This window comes from Pseudomonas sp. VMV1, from assembly GCF_056790235.1.
In genome coordinates, this window is record NZ_JBXGSE010000002.1 from 98,159 (window position 1) to 118,276 (window position 20,118).

27 protein-coding genes are annotated in these 20,118 nt (G+C 65.3%); 26 read left to right on the forward strand and 1 reads right to left on the reverse strand.

Annotated features, from left to right (window positions below; translation table 11 throughout):
- Nucleotides 1-2: 2 nt before the first annotated feature.
- From ACUCV0_RS05930 to ACUCV0_RS05985, 12 genes are all read left to right on the forward strand, one after another.
- Nucleotides 3-638 carry a MotA/TolQ/ExbB proton channel family protein gene (locus tag ACUCV0_RS05930; protein ID WP_059315847.1) on the forward strand — a complete coding sequence of 212 codons (636 nt, stop codon included), beginning with the start codon at nucleotides 3-5 and terminating at the stop codon, nucleotides 636-638.
- On the forward strand, nucleotides 635-1,075 hold the full coding sequence (locus ACUCV0_RS05935; RefSeq protein WP_059315846.1) for an ExbD/TolR family protein: 441 nt from the start codon (nucleotides 635-637) through the stop codon (nucleotides 1,073-1,075). Before ACUCV0_RS05930 ends, ACUCV0_RS05935 begins: the two co-directional genes overlap by 4 nt.
- Complete coding sequence (lpxK, locus tag ACUCV0_RS05940) at nucleotides 1,072-2,079, forward strand: tetraacyldisaccharide 4'-kinase (RefSeq protein ID WP_482212294.1); 1,008 nt, start codon at nucleotides 1,072-1,074, stop codon at nucleotides 2,077-2,079. Before ACUCV0_RS05935 ends, lpxK begins: the two co-directional genes overlap by 4 nt.
- Nucleotides 2,080-2,093: 14 nt before the next feature.
- The gene (locus ACUCV0_RS05945; protein ID WP_059232294.1) at nucleotides 2,094-2,279 is read left to right on the forward strand and encodes a Trm112 family protein; all 186 of its coding nucleotides are present in this window, start codon (nucleotides 2,094-2,096) and stop codon (nucleotides 2,277-2,279) included.
- The gene (gene kdsB, locus ACUCV0_RS05950; protein ID WP_059315844.1) at nucleotides 2,276-3,040 is read left to right on the forward strand and encodes a 3-deoxy-manno-octulosonate cytidylyltransferase; all 765 of its coding nucleotides are present in this window, start codon (nucleotides 2,276-2,278) and stop codon (nucleotides 3,038-3,040) included. Before ACUCV0_RS05945 ends, kdsB begins: the two co-directional genes overlap by 4 nt.
- 6 nt (nucleotides 3,041-3,046) lie before the next feature.
- Nucleotides 3,047-3,514: a low molecular weight protein-tyrosine-phosphatase gene (locus tag ACUCV0_RS05955; RefSeq protein WP_174523171.1), complete on the forward strand. Its 468-nt coding sequence runs from the start codon at nucleotides 3,047-3,049 to the stop codon at nucleotides 3,512-3,514.
- Nucleotides 3,504-4,526 (forward strand): UDP-N-acetylmuramate dehydrogenase, encoded by a 1,023-nt coding sequence (gene murB, locus ACUCV0_RS05960; RefSeq protein ID WP_482212295.1) that lies wholly within the window; start codon nucleotides 3,504-3,506, stop codon nucleotides 4,524-4,526. The genes ACUCV0_RS05955 and murB overlap by 11 nt, the downstream gene beginning before the upstream one ends.
- Nucleotides 4,523-5,101, forward strand: a complete 579-nt coding sequence (gene petA / locus ACUCV0_RS05965; RefSeq protein ID WP_482212296.1) for a ubiquinol-cytochrome c reductase iron-sulfur subunit — start codon at nucleotides 4,523-4,525, stop codon at nucleotides 5,099-5,101. Before murB ends, petA begins: the two co-directional genes overlap by 4 nt.
- Complete coding sequence (locus ACUCV0_RS05970) at nucleotides 5,098-6,291, forward strand: cytochrome b (RefSeq protein WP_482212297.1); 1,194 nt, start codon at nucleotides 5,098-5,100, stop codon at nucleotides 6,289-6,291. The genes petA and ACUCV0_RS05970 overlap by 4 nt, the downstream gene beginning before the upstream one ends.
- Entirely contained in the window at nucleotides 6,288-6,953 is a 666-nt protein-coding gene (locus ACUCV0_RS05975) for a cytochrome c1 (protein WP_482212298.1), read from the forward strand. The genes ACUCV0_RS05970 and ACUCV0_RS05975 overlap by 4 nt, the downstream gene beginning before the upstream one ends.
- Nucleotides 6,954-7,025: 72 nt before the next feature.
- Nucleotides 7,026-7,640, forward strand: a complete 615-nt coding sequence (locus tag ACUCV0_RS05980) for a glutathione S-transferase N-terminal domain-containing protein (RefSeq protein ID WP_059315838.1) — start codon at nucleotides 7,026-7,028, stop codon at nucleotides 7,638-7,640.
- A gap of 11 nt (nucleotides 7,641-7,651) precedes the next feature.
- Nucleotides 7,652-8,056 (forward strand): ClpXP protease specificity-enhancing factor, encoded by a 405-nt coding sequence (locus ACUCV0_RS05985; protein WP_158892868.1) that lies wholly within the window; start codon nucleotides 7,652-7,654, stop codon nucleotides 8,054-8,056.
- 94 nt (nucleotides 8,057-8,150) lie between these two features.
- Here the strand turns inward: ACUCV0_RS05985 and suhB are convergent, their stop codons facing one another.
- The gene (gene suhB, locus ACUCV0_RS05990) at nucleotides 8,151-8,966 is read right to left on the reverse strand and encodes a type III secretion system regulator SuhB (RefSeq protein ID WP_059315836.1); all 816 of its coding nucleotides are present in this window, start codon (nucleotides 8,964-8,966) and stop codon (nucleotides 8,151-8,153) included.
- A gap of 140 nt (nucleotides 8,967-9,106) precedes the next feature.
- On the opposite strand from suhB, the gene trmJ reads away from it, so the two are divergent.
- The 14 genes from trmJ to ispG all read left to right on the forward strand — a co-directional run bounded on the left by trmJ (nucleotide 9,107) and on the right by ispG (nucleotide 20,114).
- Nucleotides 9,107-9,895, forward strand: coding sequence for a tRNA (cytosine(32)/uridine(32)-2'-O)-methyltransferase TrmJ (gene trmJ, locus ACUCV0_RS05995; RefSeq protein ID WP_059315835.1), 789 nt, complete (start codon nucleotides 9,107-9,109; stop codon nucleotides 9,893-9,895).
- Between the two features lie 84 nt (nucleotides 9,896-9,979).
- Entirely contained in the window at nucleotides 9,980-10,477 is a 498-nt protein-coding gene (iscR, locus tag ACUCV0_RS06000; RefSeq protein WP_059315834.1) for a Fe-S cluster assembly transcriptional regulator IscR, read from the forward strand.
- A gap of 31 nt (nucleotides 10,478-10,508) precedes the next feature.
- On the forward strand, nucleotides 10,509-11,723 hold the full coding sequence (locus tag ACUCV0_RS06005) for an IscS subfamily cysteine desulfurase (RefSeq protein WP_059315833.1): 1,215 nt from the start codon (nucleotides 10,509-10,511) through the stop codon (nucleotides 11,721-11,723).
- Between the two features lie 27 nt (nucleotides 11,724-11,750).
- Nucleotides 11,751-12,137: a Fe-S cluster assembly scaffold IscU gene (gene iscU / locus ACUCV0_RS06010; RefSeq protein ID WP_007162419.1), complete on the forward strand. Its 387-nt coding sequence runs from the start codon at nucleotides 11,751-11,753 to the stop codon at nucleotides 12,135-12,137.
- 9 nt (nucleotides 12,138-12,146) lie between these two features.
- Nucleotides 12,147-12,470: an iron-sulfur cluster assembly protein IscA gene (gene iscA, locus ACUCV0_RS06015; protein WP_007162420.1), complete on the forward strand. Its 324-nt coding sequence runs from the start codon at nucleotides 12,147-12,149 to the stop codon at nucleotides 12,468-12,470.
- Between the two features lie 8 nt (nucleotides 12,471-12,478).
- Nucleotides 12,479-13,000, forward strand: a complete 522-nt coding sequence (gene hscB, locus ACUCV0_RS06020; RefSeq protein ID WP_323149151.1) for a co-chaperone HscB — start codon at nucleotides 12,479-12,481, stop codon at nucleotides 12,998-13,000.
- Between the two features lie 45 nt (nucleotides 13,001-13,045).
- A complete protein-coding gene (gene hscA, locus ACUCV0_RS06025) occupies nucleotides 13,046-14,905 on the forward strand; it encodes a Fe-S protein assembly chaperone HscA (protein WP_059315831.1) in 1,860 nt (619 codons plus the stop codon).
- 7 nt (nucleotides 14,906-14,912) lie between these two features.
- Entirely contained in the window at nucleotides 14,913-15,251 is a 339-nt protein-coding gene (gene fdx, locus ACUCV0_RS06030) for an ISC system 2Fe-2S type ferredoxin (RefSeq protein ID WP_017639751.1), read from the forward strand.
- An 11-nt stretch (nucleotides 15,252-15,262) separates the two neighbouring features.
- Nucleotides 15,263-15,463 (forward strand): Fe-S cluster assembly protein IscX, encoded by a 201-nt coding sequence (iscX, locus tag ACUCV0_RS06035; protein WP_017639750.1) that lies wholly within the window; start codon nucleotides 15,263-15,265, stop codon nucleotides 15,461-15,463.
- 91 nt (nucleotides 15,464-15,554) lie between these two features.
- Nucleotides 15,555-15,986 carry a nucleoside-diphosphate kinase gene (ndk, locus tag ACUCV0_RS06040; protein ID WP_007162425.1) on the forward strand — a complete coding sequence of 144 codons (432 nt, stop codon included), beginning with the start codon at nucleotides 15,555-15,557 and terminating at the stop codon, nucleotides 15,984-15,986.
- A 93-nt stretch (nucleotides 15,987-16,079) separates the two neighbouring features.
- Nucleotides 16,080-17,219 carry a dual-specificity RNA methyltransferase RlmN gene (gene rlmN, locus ACUCV0_RS06045; protein ID WP_059315830.1) on the forward strand — a complete coding sequence of 380 codons (1,140 nt, stop codon included), beginning with the start codon at nucleotides 16,080-16,082 and terminating at the stop codon, nucleotides 17,217-17,219.
- A 10-nt stretch (nucleotides 17,220-17,229) separates the two neighbouring features.
- A complete protein-coding gene (gene pilW, locus ACUCV0_RS06050) occupies nucleotides 17,230-18,000 on the forward strand; it encodes a type IV pilus biogenesis/stability protein PilW (protein ID WP_059315829.1) in 771 nt (256 codons plus the stop codon).
- Complete coding sequence (locus ACUCV0_RS06055) at nucleotides 17,997-18,974, forward strand: RodZ domain-containing protein (RefSeq protein WP_434774818.1); 978 nt, start codon at nucleotides 17,997-17,999, stop codon at nucleotides 18,972-18,974. The genes pilW and ACUCV0_RS06055 overlap by 4 nt, the downstream gene beginning before the upstream one ends.
- 27 nt (nucleotides 18,975-19,001) lie before the next feature.
- Nucleotides 19,002-20,114 carry a flavodoxin-dependent (E)-4-hydroxy-3-methylbut-2-enyl-diphosphate synthase gene (gene ispG / locus ACUCV0_RS06060; RefSeq protein WP_058759998.1) on the forward strand — a complete coding sequence of 371 codons (1,113 nt, stop codon included), beginning with the start codon at nucleotides 19,002-19,004 and terminating at the stop codon, nucleotides 20,112-20,114.
- The last annotated feature ends 4 nt before the right edge of the window (nucleotides 20,115-20,118 follow it).

Sequence of the window (20,118 nt, forward strand, 5' to 3'; positions counted from 1 at the left end):
TCGTGTTCGAAATGGTCAAAGCTGGCGGCTGGATGATGCTGCCGATCATCCTCAGTTCCATCCTGGCCACGGCCATCATCGCCGAGCGGCTCTGGACCCTCAGGCGCAGCCGGGTCGCACCACCCACACTGCTCGCCCAGGTCTGGCGCTGGATCCAGGACAAGCAGCTCAACGCCGAACGGCTGCGCGAACTGCGCGCCGGATCGCCCCTGGGCGACATCCTCGCTGCGGGCCTGACCAATTCCCGCCATGGTCGCGACATCATGAAGGAAGCCATCGAGGAAGCTGGCAGTCGTGTGGTGCATGACCTCGAGCGCTATCTCAATACCCTCGGCAGCATCGCCGCGCTGGCGCCGCTGATGGGGCTGCTGGGCACGGTATTCGGCATGATCGACATCTTCAGTGCCTTCATGAACGACGGCATGGCCAATGCGCCCATTCTCGCCGGCGGTATCTCCAAGGCGCTGGTCACCACCGCCACCGGTCTGCTGGTGGCGATTCCCGCGGTGTTCTTCCATCGCTATCTGCTGCGTCGCGTCGACGAGCTGGTGGTGGGCATGGAACAGGAAGCGGTCAAGCTGGTGGACATCCTCCATGGCGATCGCGAGGTGGACGTGCGCGAAGGAGCCCCGGCGTGAAATTCCGTCGCCGCGCCGGAGGCGCCGCTCGCGAAGAGGTCTATATCAACCTGGCCTCCTTCATCGACGTCATCTTCGTCCTGCTGTTGTTCTTCGTGGTGACCGCGACCTTCAACAAGCCCAGCCAGCTGAAGATCGAACTGCCCGAGGCCGACAGCGCCGCGGCGGCCGCCAACCAGGGCAAGACCCTGGAAATCAGCATCACCGCCGAAGGCCAGATGGCACTGAATGGCCAGACCCTGGCCCGCAATGACCTGACCGGCCTGACCACCGCACTGCAGCGTGAATCCGGTGGCGACAACAGCCTGCCGCTGGTGATCACCGCCGATGGCCGCGCCACCCACCAGGCGGTGGTCATGGCCATGGATGCCGCCGGCAAGCTGGGCTTCAGCCAGCTGCGCATCACCACCCTCGAGGCCCAGGCGAAACGCCCGTGAGCCTGGGCGAACGTCTGGTTCGTGCCTGGTATGCAGGGCATCCGGCCCTGGGGCTGCTGACGCCGCTCGAAGCCCTCTATCGGCAAGTCGCCCAGCGCAAGCGCCAGCGCTTCCTGGCGGGGCAGGGTAGCATCCATCGGGCGCCCGTCCCGGTCATCGTGGTCGGCAATCTCACCGTTGGCGGGACCGGCAAGACGCCCATGATCCTCTGGCTGATCGACCATCTGCGCGCCCGCGGTCTGAGGGTCGGGGTGGTCAGCCGGGGCTATGGCGCCACGCCGCCGAGTCTGCCCTGGCGGGTACGGATCACCGACACCGCCGCCATCGCCGGCGACGAGCCACTGCTCATCGTGCAGCGCACCGGGGTGCCGCTGGTGACGGATCCCGACCGCGGTCGCGCGGTCGAGCGATTGCTCGCTGAGGAAGCGCTCGATGTCATCCTCAGCGACGACGGTCTGCAGCACTATCGCCTGGCCCGGGATCTGGAACTGGTCATGGTCGATGCGGCGCGGGGCTTCGGCAACGGGCGCTGCCTGCCGGCCGGCCCCTTGCGCGAACCCCTGGAGCGTCTGGCCGAGGTGGATGCCGTGATCCACAACGGCGCCGCGACCGATCCTGCCGCCGGCTTCGGCCTGACCCTGCAGCCCAGCGCCCTGGTCAATCTGCGTAGCGGCGAGACCCGGCCGCTGGACTTCTTTCCGCCAGGGCAGCGCCTGCATGCCCTGGCCGGCATCGGCAACCCCGGACGTTTCTTCGCTACCCTCGAAGGACTACACTGGCAGCCGTTGCCCCATGCCTTCGCCGATCACGCCAGCTACAGCGCTGCGGACCTGGCCTTCACGCCCGAGCTGCCGCTGGTGATGACCGAGAAGGACGCGGTCAAGTGTCGGCCCTTCGCCGCCGCCGACTGGTGGTACCTGGCGGTGGACGCCCAGCCCTCGGCCGCTTTCGTCGCCTGGCTGGATGGGCGTCTCGCTCGACTCCTGCCCGAACACTCTCACTGACGGAACAATCGCCCATGGATCTCAAGCTGCTGGACATCCTCGCCTGCCCCCTGACCAAGAGCCCGCTGATCTTGAGCGACGACAAGACCGAGCTCATCAGCAAGGCCGCGGGCCTGGCCTTCCCGATTCGCGACGGCATCCCGGTGATGCTGGAAAGCGAGGCACGCGTCATCACCACGGACGAGCGCCTGGATAAATGAGCACCGCCTTCACCGTCGTCATCCCGGCGCGCCTTGCCAGCACGCGGCTGCCCAACAAGCCGCTGCTCGACATCGCCGGCAAGCCGATGATCCAGCACGTCTGGGAACAGGCCCGGCGCAGTGGCGCCGAGCAGGTGGTGGTGGCGACCGACCACGACGACATCCTGCGCGCCTGCGAAGGCTTTGGTGCCCGGGTGCTGCTGACCCGGGCCGACCACGCCTCCGGTACCGATCGCCTGGCCGAGGTGGCCGAGCTGCTCGGCCTGGCCGACGATGCGCTGGTGGTCAATGTCCAGGGCGATGAGCCGCTGATTCCGCCCGCGGTGATCGATCAGGTGGCCACCAATCTCGCCGCCCATCCCGAGGCCGGCGTGGCTACCCTGGCCGAGCCGATCCAGGAGGTCGACAGCCTGTTCAATCCCAACGTGGTCAAGGTGGCCACCGACGTGAACGGCCTGGCGCTGACCTTTAGCCGGGCGCCGCTGCCCTGGGCCCGCAATGCCTTCGCCGGTGATCGTTCGCAGATGCCCCAGGGTTTTCCCTATCGCCGTCATATCGGCATCTATGCCTATCGCGCCGGCTTTCTCGCCGACTTCGTCAGCTGGGGTCCCTGCGCCCTGGAAGAGACCGAAGCCCTGGAGCAGCTGCGTGCCCTCTGGCACGGCGTGCGCATCCATGTCGCCGATGCCCTGGAAGCGCCCCAGGCGGGCGTGGATACCGCTGAAGACCTCGAGCGCGTAAGGCGCCTGCTGGGAGCCTAGATGACCCTGCGTATCCTGTTCGTCTGCATGGGCAACATCTGTCGCTCACCCACGGCTGAGGGCATCCTGAGGACCAAACTGGACGCCGCGGGCCTGGCCGAGGCGGTGACGCTGGACTCGGCCGGTACCGGTGACTGGCATGTCGGCAAGGCCCCGGATTCCCGCGCCATCCAGGCCGCTGCGGGGCGCGGCTATGACATCAGCGGCCTGCGCGCGCGCCAGGTAACCACGGACGATTTCCAGCGCTTCGACCTGATCCTGGCCATGGACCAGGACAATCTCGCCTGGCTGGAACAGCTGCGCCCCGACCAGGGTGCGGTACCCGAGCTGTTCCTGGCGCGTCAGGGATTGGCGGTGGATGAGGTGCCGGATCCCTACTACGGCGGCGCGGCCGGCTTCGAGCGCGTCCTGGACCTGCTGGAAAGTGCCTGCGATGGCCTGGTCGCCGAGGTGGCTGCCCGTCATGGTCGCTGAGGTGCAACAGCAGGTCCCCTTGCAGGGGCTCAACACCTTCGGCCTGGTGGCGGAAGCCGATCGCTATCTGGAAGCCGCGAGCGATGCCGAGGTCCACGAGGCCCTGGCCTTGGCGCAGCAGCTTGGCGCGCCGCTACGGGTGCTGGGCGGTGGCAGCAATCTGGTCCTGCCCGAACGGGTCGAGGGTCTGGTGCTGCGGCTGACGTCCCGCGGTATTCGCCTGCTGGCGGAGGAGGGCGATGCCCTGCTGGTGGAAGCCGAAGCCGGTGAGCCCTGGCATCCCTTCGTCATGGCCACCCTGGCCAACGGCTGGTACGGCCTGGAAAATCTCAGCCTGATCCCGGGTACCGTCGGTGCCTCACCGATCCAGAACATCGGCGCCTATGGCGTCGAGCTCAAGGACAGATGCGCCGGGGTGACGGCGCTCGATCGCCACAGTGGCGAACTTCACGACCTGACCGCGGACGACTGCGCCTTCGCCTATCGCGAAAGCCGCTTCAAGGCCGAGGCCGGCCGCTGGATCGTCCTGCGGGTGCGCTTCCATCTCAGTCGCCAGCTGCGGCTGGTGCTCGACTATGGTCCGGTGCGCCAGGCCCTGGCCGAGGCTGGCGTCACGCAGCCGACGCCTGAGACCGTGAGTGCAGCCATCTGCAGCATCCGCCAGAGCAAGTTGCCCGACCCCGCGGTGCTGGGCAATGCCGGCAGCTTTTTCAAGAATCCCGTGGTGACGGCCGCCGAAGCTGCCGCGCTGCAGCAACGCTATCCGTCCCTGCCGACCTATCCCCAGGCCGACGGCACGGTCAAGCTGGCCGCCGGCTGGCTGATCGACCAGGCTGGCTGGCGAGGGCATCGCGAGGGCCCAGTGGGGGTGCATGCCGCCCAGGCGCTGGTGCTGGTCAACTTCGGCGGCGCCCGCAGCCGTGATGTCCTGACCCTGGCGGAGCGCATTCGCGTCTCGGTGTGGGAGCGCTTCGGGGTGACGCTGGACATGGAGCCGGGAAGCCTGACGTGACCGATGACTCGCCCGATGCCCAACGCCGCCGTCTGCTGATCGCCACCACCTCTGCCGTGGGCGGCCTGGGACTGGTGGCGGGCAGTGTGCCCTTCGTCTGCGCCCTGCGGCCCAGTCGTTCGGCGGAGGTGGCGGCGGCGCCGGTCGAGGTGGATCTCAAAGCGTTGCGCGAAGGCGAACAGCTCACGCTGCAGTGGCGCGGCCAGCCGGTCTGCGTCCTGCGTCGCAGCGCCGCGGACCAGGCCCGGCTCCTGGCGGACCAGGCAGGGCTGGCCGACCCGGATTCCCGGGAATCCAGCCAGCCACCCTACGTCGATCCGCGCCTGAGATCGCGGCGGCCGGACATTTTCGTCGTCACCGCCATCTGCACCCACCTCGGCTGCATTCCCTCCCTGGCGCCGTCCGGGACGGACCGGGAGGGGGGGTATCTGTGCCCCTGCCATGGCTCCCACTTCGATCTCGCTGGCCGGGTCTTTCGTGACCAGCCCGCGCCCTTGAATCTCGCCGTGCCGCCCTATCATTTCCGGGGCGACAACCTGCTGGTGATCGGCAGCGATGGGGAGGGGGCGACATGAGCGACGACGAGCCCGGGTGGCTGGAGCGACGGCTGCCGATCGGAGCCTTCTGGCGACGCCATATCAGCGAATACCGGGTACCCCGCAACCTCAACGTCTTCTATCTGTTCGGTTCGCTGCTGGTCTTCATTCTGGCGCTGCAGGTGCTGACGGGGCTCTGGCTGCTGTTCGGCTACGAGCCGACGGTGAAGGGCGCCTTCGCCTCGGTCCAGCTGTTCATGCGCGAGGTGCCCTTCGGCTGGCTGATCCGCTATCTGCATGCGGTGGGTGCCTCGGCGCTGTTCGTCTGCCTCTATCTGCACATGCTGCGGGGCCTGCTCTATGGCTCCTATCGCGCGCCGCGCGAACTGGTCTGGACCTTTGGCGTGCTGCTCTATGTACTGCTGCTGGCCCAGGCCTTCTTCGGCTATCTGCTGCCCTGGGGGCAGCTCTCCTACTGGGGCGCCCAGGTGTCCCTCAGCGCGGTCGAGGCGCTGCCGGTGGTTGGCCCGCCCCTGGCCGATCTGCTGCGGGGCGGGGTGGTGCTGTCCGATGCCACCCTGCGCCGCTTCCAGGCCCTGCATGTGGTAGGGCTGCCGCTGCTGATTGTCATGCTGGTGACGCTGCACATCGTCGCCCTGCGCCAGACCGGATCGAACAATCCCGAGGGCGATAATCGCGACCTGCGTGACGCGGCAGGGGTGCCTTTCCACCCCTACCTGACCCTCAAGGACCTCTGCGGCCTGGCGGTCTTCCTGCTGGTGTTCCTGGGCGTGGTGCTCCTGGCGCCGGACCTGGGCGGGCTGGTGCTGGAGCCGGCCAATCAGCAACCCGCCGATCCGCTGGTGACGCCCGCGCACATCGCCCCGCCCTGGTACCTGGCCGCCTTCTATGCGCTGTTGCGGGCGGTACCGAGCAAAGCCGGCGGCCTTGGTCTGGCCGCCTTGGCCATCGCCCTGCTGTTCGTGCTGCCCTGGCTGGATCGCAGCGCGGTCCGCTCGGTACGCCACAAGGCCTGGCCGGCGCGGCTGGGGCTGTATGTGGCGTGCCTGGCCTTTGCCACTCTGGGGGTGCTGGGCGTGGCAGCTCTCACCGACGAGCGCCTGCTGCTGGCGCGTCTGGCTGCCGTGCTCTATTTCGCCAGTCTGCTGGGCATGCCCTGGTACAGCCGCCTGGGTCGTCCGCGAACGCCGCCGGAGTTCAGGTCATGATGCGTGGCCTGCTGCTGGGTCTGCTGCTGCTTTGCAGCGGTCTGGCCCTCGGCGCCGAAGGCGATCCCCGGGCGGGGGCCATCACCTTCGGTCGCTACTGCCTGGCCTGCCACGGCCAGGAGTACCAGCGCTTCGACCGCGTCGCCGCCGATCTCCACCTCGATCTCGCCAGCTGGGCGCCCGGGCGTACCGCCAGCGCGCCCATGCTCGGCCTGCTCAAGCCCGAGGACGCCCGCCGCGCCTTTGGCAGCGTGCCGCCGGATCTCACCCTCATCGCCGCCGTGCGTGGCGATGCCTGGTTGCGTGCCTTCCTGCAGGAATTCTATGTGGCGCCCGGACGTCCGCTCGGCGTCGATAACCTCACGGCGCCCGGCACCCGCATGCCGGACGTCCTGGCCGCCCTGCGCGGGCGTCAGCTGCGCGACTGCAGCGAAGGACGCTGCGTGCTGCGCCTCGAGCCGGGCAGCGGCGCCCAGACGCCCGAGCAGTTCGCCCGCACCGTCGAGGACCTGGTCGCCTACCTGAGCTATTCGGCGGCGCCCGAGCGCAGCCTGGCCTGGCGTCTCGCGCCCTGGGTGCTGGGTTATCTGCTGCTGTTCGCCGTCCTGGCCTTCTGGCTCAAGCGCGAATTCTGGCGGCGATTGCCCGACAGTGAGCGATGAGACTAGGTGGCAGGCGGCAAGGTGCGAGATAATCCCCCCTTTGCAGCTTCGCCCCTGACGGGGGAGGGACCCATGGGCGCCATAACCCGCCTGACCTGTTTCCATGATCCCGAGGATCACTACAGCCACCGGATCCGTCTGATCCTGGCGGAAAAGAACGTCGAGTGCGAGTTCATCGCCGTGCGTCGCGGCGAGTGTCCCCGGCAGCTGGCGGAGCACAATCCCTATGGCACGGTGCCGACGCTAATGGATCGCGACCTGGTGCTCTACGGTACCGAGGTGCTCATGGAGTACCTCGAAGAACGCTATCCGCATCCGCCGCTGCTGCCGGCCTATCCGGTCACCCGCGGTCAGTCGCGGCTGCTGATGCACCGCATCGGGCGCGACTGGTGCACCCTGGTGGACGCTATCCTGCAGGCTGCGCCGGGCGCCGATCTCGCTGTCGCGCGCAAGGAACTGCGGGAAAGCCTGACCGGCGTGGCGCCGATCTTCGCGGAAAAACCCTTTTTTCTGAGCGACGACTTTTCCCTGGTGGACTGTTGCCTGCTCCCCATCCTGTGGCGACTGCCGCGCCTGGGCATCGAATTGCCCCGAGCGGCAAAGCCGCTGCAGGACTACATGGATCGTATGTTCGCGCGCGACAGTTTCCGATCCAGTCTTTCGGTCACCGAGCGTGAGATGCGCTAGAGGAGAACCCCATGAATTCCAGTCGCCCCTACCTGGTCCGCGCGCTCTATGAGTGGATCGTGGACAACGACTGCACGCCTCACCTGCTGGTCAACGCCGACTACGCCGAGGTGCGCGTGCCGCCGGGCTATGCCAACGACGGCCAGATCGTGCTGAACGCTTCGCCCAGTGCCGTGCGTGACCTGCACATGGATAACGAAGCCGTGAGCTTCAACGGCCGCTTCGGCGGTGTGGCCTACAATCTTTACGTTCCGATCGGTGCCATTCTGGCCATCTACGCCCGGGAGAATGGCCAGGGCATGGTCTTCGACAGCGAGCCTAGCCCTCCGGATGACCAGGGTCCCGACAACGGCGGCAGCAAGCCCGAGGCGCCGAAGCCAGCTCCCGCGCGGCCGAGTCTGAAAGTGGTCAAGTAACCCTGGCCAGCCTGCCGCGGAGCCTCTCTGCGGCAGTCATGAAAAAGCCCCTGTCAGCATCGCCGACAGGGGCTTTTTCATGACCGGTACCTGCTCAGCGCTTGAGCGACGCCGGCAGGTGCGGCTGGATCTGGGTCAGCAGGCCACGGAAGCACTTGGGATTGCCGGCGACGATGTGACCCTTCTCAAGGAAGTCGTGGCCACCGTTGAAGTCGCCGATCAAGCCACCGGCTTCCTGCACCAGCAGGGCGCCCGCAGCCATGTCCCACTCCGACAGGCCCATTTCCCAGAACGCATCGAAACGACCGGCGGCGACATAGGCCAGGTCCAGCGCGGCGGAACCGGCGCGGCGGATGCCCGCGGTCTGGCCGATCAGGCTGCGGAACATGCCCAGGTAGTTGTCCAGGTGGTCGACGTCATTGGCACGGAAGGGAAAGCCGGTGCCCAGCAGGGCGCCTTCCAGGCTGCGGCGGTTGGTGACACGGATGCGACGACCGTTCAGGGCGGCACCGCGGCCACGGCTGGCGGTGAATTCTTCCTGGCGTACCGGATCGAGGACCACGGCGTGTTCCAGGCGGCCCTTGTACTTGCAGGCGATGCTCACCGAAAAGTGCGGGACGCCACGGATGAAGTTGGTGGTGCCATCCAGCGGGTCGACGATCCAGACGTAGTCGGCGCCTTCGCCTTCGCCTGCCAGGTAGCCGGATTCCTCACCGTAGAAGCCGTGGGTGGGGTAGGCCTTGCGCAGGATGGCGAGAATGGTCTGCTCGGCAGCGCGATCGACTTCGGAGACGAAGTCATTGGCGCCTTTTTCGTCGACGGCGATAACGTCCAGGCGCTCAATCGAACGGAAAATCAATTCACCGGCGCTGCGGGCCGCGCGCAGTGCGATGTTCAGCATGGGCTGCATGGATAAATCACCTGGGTTGTATAAGGAAAGCCGGCAATGATAGCAGACTTCGCGGCGCTGGAAGGGGTATTCGTGGCAAGCGGGCGCGTGTGGGCGTAGTATACGGCGCCGATTTCCCGCGTCCGCTCGAGGATAGCCACGTGCTGAATAACATCCGCGTCGTTCTGGTCAACACCAGCCATCCCGGCAATATCGGCGGTGCCGCCCGGGCTATGAAGAACATGGGCCTGTCGCGCCTCTATCTGGTCGATCCCGAGGATTTTCCCAGCGGCGAAGCCAATGCCCGTGCCTCCGGGGCCAACGACGTGCTCGACGCCGCCATCGTCGTCGACACCCTGGAAGAGGCCCTGACCGGCTGCAGCCTGGTGCTGGGCACCAGCGCCCGGGATCGTCGTATCCCCTGGCCGCTGCTGGATCCACGCGAATGCGCCACCACTTCCCTGGCCCAGGTGGAGCAGGGCGGCGAAGTGGCCCTGGTGTTCGGGCGTGAATACGCCGGCCTCACCAACGAAGAGCTGCAGCGCTGCCATTACCATGTGCACATCCCCTCGGACCCGGCCTTCGGCTCGCTCAACCTCGCCGCGGCGGTCCAGGTGCTGGTGTACGAAGTGCGCATGGCCTGGCTCGCCGCGCAGAACCAGCCGACCAAGATGAACAAGGTCGAAGCCACCGCCATGCTCAACACCCAGCCGGTGACGGTGGAGGAGTTGGAGCTCTACTACGAGCACCTGGAGCAGACCCTGGTGGAGATCGGTTTCCTCGATCCGGCCAAGCCTCGCCACCTGATGAGTCGCTTGCGGCGCCTCTATGGGCGGTCCGGCATCAGCAAGCTGGAGATGAACATCCTGCGCGGCATCCTGACCGAAACCCAGAAGGCCGCCCGTGGCGAATCCCACCCGCGGACTATCCCTCCGATAGATAATGCCTGAGTGATTTGGTTGGTTTTATAGTTGACCTTTTTTGTCGGGAATCCGATAATCGAGCTCATCCGATGCAACCCGCTCGAGTTCGTCATGAGACTGACTACCAAAGGCCGCTATGCCGTAACCGCCATGCTCGACCTGGCGCTGCACGCCCAGCGGGGCCCGGTGTCGCTGGCCGACATTTCCGAGCGGCAGGGCATCTCGCTGTCCTATCTGGAACAGCTGTTCGCACGTCTGCGTCGTGGTTCGCTGGTCAACAGCGTACGCGGTCCGGGCGGGGGTTATCAGCTGGCGCGCGACATGGGCGGTATCCATGTGGCGCAGGTGATCGATGCCGTCAATGAATCCGTGGATGCCACCCGTTGCCAGGGCGGCGGTGGCTGCCATCAGGGCGATACCTGCCTGACCCACCACCTCTGGTGCGATCTGAGCGATCAGATCCACACCTTTCTCAGTGGCATCACCCTGGCTGACCTGGTCGCCCGCAACGAGATCCAGCAGGTTGCCAAGCGTCAGGACAACAAGGTCTGTGCCAGCAAGCAATCGCCGTTAGCGGTCGAAAAAATCGAAGCGTCCACCATCGACTGAGCAGAGACGCCCGTCTGATTAGGAGTAACCGATGAAATTGCCGATCTACCTAGACTATTCCGCCACCACGCCCGTCGATCCGCGCGTCGCTCAGAAGATGAGCGAGTGCCTGCTGGTGGACGGCAACTTTGGCAACCCCGCATCGCGCTCCCACCTGTTCGGCTGGAAGGCCGAGGAGTCGGTGGAAAACGCCCGTCGTCAGGTGGCCGAACTGGTCAACGCCGACCCGCGCGAGATCGTCTGGACCTCCGGTGCCACCGAGTCCGACAACCTGGCCATCAAGGGCGCCGCGCACTTCTACCAGAACAAGGGCAAGCACCTGATCACCTCCAAGATCGAGCACAAGGCGGTGTTGGACACCACCCGTCAGCTCGAGCGTGAAGGCTTCGAGGTGACCTACCTCGAGCCGGGCGAAGATGGCCTGATCACCCCCGATATGGTCGAGGCGGCCCTGCGTGACGACACCACCCTGGTGTCCATCATGCACGTCAACAACGAGATCGGCACCGTCAACGACATCGCTGCCATCGGCGAACTGACCCGCTCCCGGGGTGTGCTCTTCCACGTCGATGCCGCTCAGTCCACCGGCAAGGTTGACATCGATCTGCAAAAGCTCAAGGTCGACATGATGTCCTTCTCGGCGCACAAGACCTATGGTCCCAAGGGCATTGGCGCGCTCTACGTCAGCCGCAAGCCGCGCGTTCGTATCGAGGCCCAGACCCACGGTGGCGGTCACGAGCGCGGTATGCGTTCCGGCACCCTGGCGACCCACCAGATCGTCGGCATGGGCGAAGCCTTCCGCATCGCCAAGGAAGAGATGGCGCAGGAAAACGTCCGTATCAAGGCCCTGAGCGATCGCTTCTACCGTCAGTTCGAAGGCCTGGAAGAGGTCTACCTGAACGGTAGCCTGATCCATCGTGTGCCGCACAACCTGAACCTGAGCTTCAACTACGTCGAAGGCGAGTCGCTGATCATGGCGCTCAAGGATCTGGCGGTGTCGTCCGGTTCGGCCTGTACCTCGGCGTCCCTGGAGCCGTCCTACGTCCTGCGTGCCCTGGGCCGCAATGACGAGCTGGCGCACAGCTCCATCCGTTTCACCTTCGGTCGCTTCACCACCGAAGAAGACGTTGACTATGCCGCGAGCAAGGTCACCGAAGCCGTCAACAAGTTGCGCGAATTGTCTCCGCTGTGGGACATGTTCAAAGAAGGCGTAGACCTGAGTCAGGTCGAGTGGCAAGCCCACTGACCCACCCTGATAAGCGAGGATTGAACCATGGCATACAGTGAAAAGGTCATCGACCACTACGAAAACCCGCGCAACGTCGGCAAGTTCGACGCGGCTGATCCCGATGTCGGTACCGGCATGGTCGGCGCTCCGGCCTGCGGCGACGTGATGCGTCTGCAGATCAAGGTCAACGAGCAGGGCATCATCGAAGATGCCAAGTTCAAGACCTACGGCTGTGGCTCCGCCATCGCTTCCAGCTCCCTGGCCACCGAGTGGATGAAGGGCAAGAGCATCGAGGAAGCGGCGTCGATCAAGAACAGCATGATCGCCGAAGAACTGGCCTTGCCGCCGGTGAAGATCCACTGCTCGGTGCTTGCCGAAGACGCCATCAAGGCGGCGGTAAGCGACTACAAGCAGAAGAAAGGCCTGCTCTAAGGAGGATCCATGGCGATCAGCATGACCGAGTCCGCCGCCCGTCACGTGCAGCGGTCCCTCGATGGGCGCGGCAAGGGTGAGGGCATCCGCCTGGGCGTTCGTACCACGGGTTGCTCGGGACTGGCCTACGTACTCGAGTTCGTTGACGAATTCGCGGCCGAGGATCAGGTGTTCGAAAGCCATGGCGTCAAGGTCATCATCGACCCCAAGAGCCTGGTCTACCTGGACGGCACCGAGCTGGATTTCGTGCGTGAAGGCCTCAACGAGGGCTTCAAGTTCAACAATCCCAACGTGCGTGGCGAGTGTGGCTGCGGCGAAAGCTTCAACATCTGAGGCCTTCCATGGGTAAGCCCTGTCACTTTGCGCTGTTCGAGCTCGTGCCTGCCTTCGAGATCGATCAAGCGGGTCTGGCCTCGCGTTATCGCGACCTGGCCCGCACGATCCATCCGGATCGTTTCGCCGATGCGCCCGAGCGCGAACGTCGCCAGGCGCTGGAGCGATCGGCGGAGCTCAACGAGGCCTATCACGTGCTGCGCGCGCCGTCGCGCCGTGCGCGTTATCTGCTGGAGCTCGAAGGGCATGAGATGCCGCTCGAAGCGACCATCCAGGATACCGATTTCCTCATGCAGCAATTGCAGTGGCGCGAGGAGTTGGAAGACCTGCAGGACGCCAGCGACAGCGCGAGCATTCCCGCCTTCCGCCAGCGTCTCAAGGACGCGCAGCGCGACATCGAGCAGGCCTTTGCCGCGATCTGGCAGGATCCCGCCCAGCGCGAGCCTGCCGAACGCCTGGTCCGTCGCATGCAGTTTCTCGACAAGCTGGCCAGCGAGATCCGCCAGCTCGAAGAGCGTCTGGACGATTAATCACAGGTGTCGCTCAGGCACCGACAACCATAAGCCGACTAGCCAATGGCTCTATTGCAGATAGCCGAACCCGGAATGGCGCCCAAGCCGCACCAGCGCAAGCTGGCGGTGGGCATCGATCTGGGCACCACCAATTCCCTCGTGGCCGCCGTCCGCAGTGGCGTGGCCGAGACCCTGCCCGATCTGCAGGGCGAGGTGATCCTGCCGTCCGCCGTGCGCTACGCCGTCGACGGTGTGGAAGTGGGGGCGGGCGCCAAGGCCGCTGCCGCCCAAGATCCCTTCAATACCATCCTTTCCGTCAAGCGCCTCATGGGGCGTGGTATCGCCGACGTCAAGCAGCTGGGTGAGCAGTTGCCCTATCGCTTCGTCGCTGGTGAATCGGAAATGCCGTTCATCGATACCGCCGCCGGGCGCAAGAGTCCGGTCGAGGTGTCCGCGGACATCCTGCGGGTGCTGCGCGAGCGGGCCGAAGCCAGCCTTGGCGGCGAACTGGTCGGCGCCGTCATCACCGTGCCGGCCTATTTCGACGATGCCCAGCGTCAGGCCACCAAGGACGCCGCCCGCTTCGCCGGGCTGAACGTGCTGCGCCTGCTCAACGAACCCACCGCCGCGGCCGTAGCCTATGGCCTGGATCGGGGCGAGGAGGGCGTGGTCGCCATCTATGACCTGGGTGGCGGTACCTTCGATATCTCCATTCTGCGCCTGACCCGTGGTGTCTTCGAAGTCATGGCCACCGGCGGCGACAGTGCCCTGGGTGGCGACGATTTCGATCATGCCATCGCCGGCTGGATCGTCCAGCAGGCCGGCCTGTCCAGCGATCTGGATCCGGGCACTCAGCGGCGTCTGCTGCAGAGCGCCTGCGCCGCCAAGGAAGCCCTGTCGGCCGCCGAGCGCGTCGAGGTCAGCCATGGCGACTGGTCGGGCGTGCTGGAGCGCAGCACCTTCCAGGAGCTCATCGCCCCGCTGGTCGCGCGCAGCCTCAAGGCCTGCCGCCGTGCCCTGCGTGATGCGGAAGTGGAGCCGGTGGAGATCTCCGCCGTGGTCATGGTCGGTGGTTCCACCCGCGTGCCCTATGTGCGCGAAGCCGTGGGCGAACTGTTCGAGTGCACCCCGCTCACCGATATCGATCCGGATCGCGTGGTCGCCATCGGCGCTGCCCTGCAAGCCGATTCCCTGGCCGGCAATCGTGCCGGCGAAGAACTGCTGTTGCTGGACGTCATCCCGCTGTCCCTGGGGCTCGAGACCATGGGCGGCCTGATGGAGAAGATCATTCCGCGCAACACTACCATCCCGGTGGCGCGGGGGCAGGACTTCACCACCTATCGCGACGGCCAGACCGCCATGCTGGTGCATGTGCTGCAAGGCGAGCGCGAACTGGTCAAGGACGCCCGCTCGCTGGCCCGCTTCGAGCTGCGCGGCTTCCCACCCATGGTCGCCGGTGCGGCCAAGATCCGCGTCACCTTCCAGGTCGACGCCGACGGCCTGCTCGGCGTCAGTGCGCGTGAGTTGTCCAGTGGGGTGGAAGCCAGTGTCCAGGTCAAGCCGTCCTACGGTCTGACCGATGGCGAGATCGCCAATATGCTGCAGGATTCCTTCCGTCACGCCGGCGACGACATGCAGGCCCGCGCGCTGCGTGAGCAGCAGGTCGAGGCGCGGCGGTTGATCGAGGCGGTCACCGCCGCGGTCGCCACCGATGGCGAGCGGTTGCTGGACGCCGAGGAGCGTCAGGTGATCGAGCTGGAAATTGGCCGGCTGGCCGAGCTGCTGGAAGCCACTGACGTCCAGGCGCTCGAAGAGCAGACCAAGCGTCTTTCTCAGGTGACCGATGCCTTCGCCGCCCGGCGGATGAACGCCTCGGTCAAGGCGGCCCTGGCGGGTCGCCGTCTCAACGATATCGAGGAGTAGTTCCATCATGCCGCAGATCACCCTGCTGCCCCACGCCGAGCACTGCCCCGAGGGCGCGGTCTTCGAAGCCAGCGAAGGCGAAACCATCATCGCCGCGGCCATGCGCAACGGCATCGACATCGAGCACGCCTGCGAGATGTCCTGTGCCTGCACCACCTGTCACGTGGTCGTCCAGGAAGGCTTCGACTCCCTCGAACCTTCCGATGAACTCGAGGACGACATGCTGGACAAGGCCTGGGGCCTGGAAATGCGTTCGCGCCTGTCCTGCCAGGCGGTAGTTGGCAGCGAAGACCTGGTGGTGGAGATTCCGCGCTACACCATCAACCAGGTTTCCGAAGGTCACTGAGGACAGCTGTCATGGCACTGAAATGGACCGATGTGCTGGATATCGCCATCGAACTCAACGACGCCCATCCCGACGTGGATCCGCGCTACGTGAACTTCGTCAAGCTGCGTAACTGGGTCGTGGACCTGCCGGAGTTCGACGACGATCCCCAGCGCGGTGGCGAGAAGGTGCTGGAGGCCATCCAGGCCGCCTGGATCGACGAGTCCGCCTGACGCATCGCCCGTACCGCGCTACGCTTTTCACCGGGACCCGCGTATAATCCGCGGGTTTCGTTTTTGCTCTATTCCCACATTCGGAGTTCACATGTCTGTTCAACGTACCCTGTCGATCATCAAGCCCGATGCCGTATCCAAGAATGTCGTCGGTGAGATCGTCACCCGCTTCGAGAAGGCTGGCCTGCGCGTCGTCGCTGCCAAGATGGTCCAGCTGTCCGAGCGCGAAGCCGGTGGCTTCTACGCCGAACACAAAGAGCGTCCCTTCTTCAAGGATCTGGTCTCCTTCATGACTTCCGGTCCGGTCGTGGTTCAGGTGCTGGAAGGCGACAACGCCATCGCCAAGAACCGTGAGCTGATGGGCGCTACCGATCCCAAGAAAGCCGACGCCGGTACCATCCGTGCCGACTTCGCCGTCTCCATCGACGAAAACGCCGTCCATGGTTCGGATTCCGAAGCGTCCGCCGCTCGCGAGATCTCCTACTTCTTCGCAGCTACCGAAGTCTGCGAGCGCATCCGCTAAGGATGAGCGCCGGCCAGGGAAGCGGCCAGCCCGCCTTCCTGGCACCGCCCGCGCCTCGCGCGGGCTTCAAACAGATTTCGTCGAGGTGATCCCATGACCACAGCCACCGATAAGGTCAATCTGCTGGGCCTGACCCAGCCGCAACTCGAGTCGTTCTTCGAGTCCATCGGGGAGAAGCGCTTTCGCGCCGGCCAGGTCATGAAGTGGATCCATCACTTCGGCATCGACGATTTCGACGCCATGAGCAACCTGGGCAAGGCGCTCAAGGAAAAGCTCAAGGCCGCTGCGGAGATCCGTGGGCCCGAGATCGTCAGCGAAGATATCTCCCGCGACGGCACCCGCAAGTGGGTGATCCGCGTCGCCTCCGGCAGCTGCGTCGAGACCGTCTACATTCCGCAGAACGGCCGTGGCACCCTGTGCGTGTCGTCCCAGGCCGGTTGCGCCCTGGACTGCAGCTTCTGCTCCACTGGCAAGCAGGGTTTCAACAGCAACCTCACCGCCGCTGAAGTGATCGGCCAGGTGTGGATCGCCAACAAGTCCTTTGGCAGCGTACCGGCCAAGATCGACCGCGCCATCACCAACGTGGTGATGATGGGCATGGGCGAGCCGTTGCTGAACTTCGACAACGTCGTCTCCGCCATGCGCATCATGATGGACGACCTCGGCTACGGCATCTCCAAGCGCAAGGTCACCCTGTCCACCTCGGGCGTGGTGCCGATGATCGAGGAGCTGGCCAAGCACATCGACGTCTCCCTGGCGCTGTCGCTGCACGCGCCCAACGACGAGCTGCGCAATGAGCTGGTGCCGATCAACCGCAAGTATCCGTTGGCCATGCTGCTCGATGCCTGCCAGAGATACATCGGGCAACTGGGCGAGAAGCGTGTCCTGACCATCGAGTACACCCTGCTCAAGGACGTCAACGACCTGCCCGAGCACGCGCTGCAGATGATCGAGCTGCTGCGCAACGTGCCCTGCAAGATCAACCTGATTCCCTTCAATCCCTTCCCGCACTCCGGATACGAGCGGCCGAGCAAGAACGCCACCCGTCGTTTCCAGGAGCTGCTGCAGCAGGCCGGTTTCAACGTTACGGTGCGTACCACCCGTGGCGACGATATCGACGCCGCCTGCGGTCAGCTGGTGGGGCAGGTCATGGACCGTACCCGCCGTAGCCAGCGTTACATTGCCGTCCGCCAGCTCGACGGTGCCGAAACCGTGACGCCACTCCAGGGCTGAGGGCGCGACCATGGCGATCACGCGCTTTGCGGCTGTCGCGCTCGCCCTGGTGGTCGGCGGCCTCGCCGGCTGCGTGACCGAGGGTGATCGCAATCCCATGGATACCCGCCAGGGGCGGATGCAGGCGCGTGATGCCTATATCCAGCTCGGCCTCGGCTATGTCCAGCAGGGCAATACCGAACAGGCCAAGGTGCCGCTGAAAAAGGCCCTGGAGCTGGATTCCTCCAGCGCCGACGCCCATGCCGCGCTGGGGCTGGTCTTCCAGGCCCAGGGCGAGACGGAACTGTCGGATCAGGAGTATCGCCTGGCTCTGCGCGAGCGGCCCCACGATGCACGCATCCTCAACAACTACGGCAGCTTCCTCTATGAGCAGGGGCGCTACAAGGATGCCTATGAGCGCTTCACCCAGGCCGCCGAGGACAGCCTGTATCCCGAGCGCGCCCGGGTGTTCGAGAATCTCGGCCTGACCGCCCTGCGACTCAATCAGGTCGACTTGGGCAAGGAAAATCTGGAAAAATCCCTGCGACTGGATCGCAATCAGCCCAGGGCTCTGTTCGAATTGGCTCAACTGGCCTACCAGACGCGCGACTATGTGCCGTCCCGGAACTATTACCAGGCCTTCAGCCAGCTCAGTCCCCAGGATGCCCGCAGCCTCTTGCTCGGGATCCGCCTCGCCGAAGTGTTCAACGACCGCAACACCGCCGCGAGTTATGCCCTGCAGCTGAAGCGCCTGTACCCGAACTCACCTGAATATCGTCAACTTCAGTCGGAGCAGAAATGACCGCAGTGCAATCCGAAGCGGTACACGCCGGACGGGGTAATCCCGGTGAGATCTTGCGTCAAAAGCGCCTGGCGCTTGGCTGGAGCCAGGCTCAAGTTGCCCAGAATCTCAATCTTAGCGAGCGCATCATCGAGCAGCTCGAAACCGGCAACTATCAGCAGATGCCGGGGCACACCTTCGCCCGCGGCTACACCAAGGCCTATGGCAAGTTGCTTGGCCTGGACCAGGTCGAACTGGTGCGTACCTTCGATGGCTATACCGGCACCGATGCCAAGGGCAGTACGGTCCACAGCCTGGGACGCCTCGACGAGCCGGTGCGGCTGTCGCGCAATGTCCTCAGGTTCGTCAGTTTCATCCTCGTGGTGCTGTTCATCGCCATGGGTCTGTTCTGGTGGCAGGAGCGCAGCCGTCAGGCCTCCAGCAGCAGTGCCGTGAGCATGGAGCATGTCGAGGTCGAGGGCGCCGATGGCAAGACCGAGATCCATCCCATCGACGAGCCGGAAGAGCAGCCCCCGGTCGCCACCCAGCCACCGGCGCCGGGCGTGCCGTCGCCGGTGGGTACGCCCACGCCCGACACCAACGCCATCGCCGCCATGACCACGCCGAGCGAGATGCCGGCACCGACGCCGACGACGGGGACGAGCGCGCCAGCCACCACTGCACCAGCCACCACGCCGTCGGCCAGCCCGACGACTGCGGCGGCTGCCTCGTCCACCACGGGTAGCGACAGCCTGAGCATCCGCTTCACGGCCAACTGCTGGACGCAGGTCAGCGACAGCACGGGCAAGATTCTCTTCAGCGGTGTGAAAAAGGGTGGCGAGAGCCTCGACTACGCCTCGATCAAACCGCCCGTGAACATCCGTCTCGGCTTCGCGCGCGGTGCCCAGATCACCTACAACGGTCAGGTCGTCGACCTTGCGCCCTTCACCAAGGGCGAGACCGCCCGCATCAAACTCGGTCAGGCCGGACAATGACGTCCGGCGACCTCATGGGAAACCAGCATGCATAGCGAATCGCCCATCAAACGTCGGCTGTCCCGCAAGATCTGGGTCGGCTCGGTGCCGGTCGGCGGCGATGCTCCCATCGCCGTGCAGAGCATGACCAACACCGAAACCTGCGACGTCGACGCCACCGTGGCCCAGATCCAGCGTCTGCAGGACGCCGGTGCCGACATCGTACGTGTCTCCGTCCCCGACATGGACGCCGCCGAAGCCTTTGGTCGCATCAAGCAGCGGGTCAGCCTGCCGCTGGTGGCCGACATCCACTTCGACTACAAGATCGCCCTGCGCGTGGCCGAGCTGGGTGTGGATTGCCTGCGCATCAACCCCGGTAACATCGGTCGCGAAGACCGGGTCAAGGCGGTGGTCGATGCGGCCCGCGAGCGCGGTATCCCGATCCGCATCGGCGTCAATGCCGGTTCGCTGGAAAAGGATCTGCAGAAGAAGTATGGCGAGCCCACTCCGGAAGCCCTGGTGGAGTCGGCCATGCGCCACGTCGACCATCTGGAGAAGCTGGACTATCCCGACTTCAAGGTCAGCGTGAAGGCCAGTGACGTCTTCATGGCCGTGGCGGCCTACCGCCAGCTGGCCACCCGTATCGAGCAGCCACTGCACCTGGGCATCACCGAAGCCGGCGGCCTGCGCTCGGGCACGGTGAAGTCCGCCGTAGGGTTGGGCATGCTGCTGGCCGAAGGCATCGGCGACACCATCCGCATCTCCCTGGCGGCCGATCCGGTCGAGGAGATCAAGGTCGGTTTCGACATCCTGAAATCCCTCCGCCTGCGTTCGCGGGGCATCAACTTCATCGCCTGCCCGAGCTGCTCGCGGCAGAACTTCGATGTGGTCAAGACCATGAACGAGCTGGAAGGGCGCCTGGAGGACCTGCTGGTCCCCCTGGACGTCGCGGTGATCGGTTGCGTGGTCAACGGTCCCGGCGAAGCCAAGGAAGCCCATGTCGGCCTGACCGGAGGTACGCCGAACAACCTGGTGTACATCGATGGCAAGCCGGCGTCCAAGCTGAACAACGACAATCTGGTGGACGAGCTGGAAGGGCTCATCCGCCGCAAGGCGGCCGAAAAGGCCGAAGCGGATGCCGCGCTCATCGCGCGCAGCTGAAAGA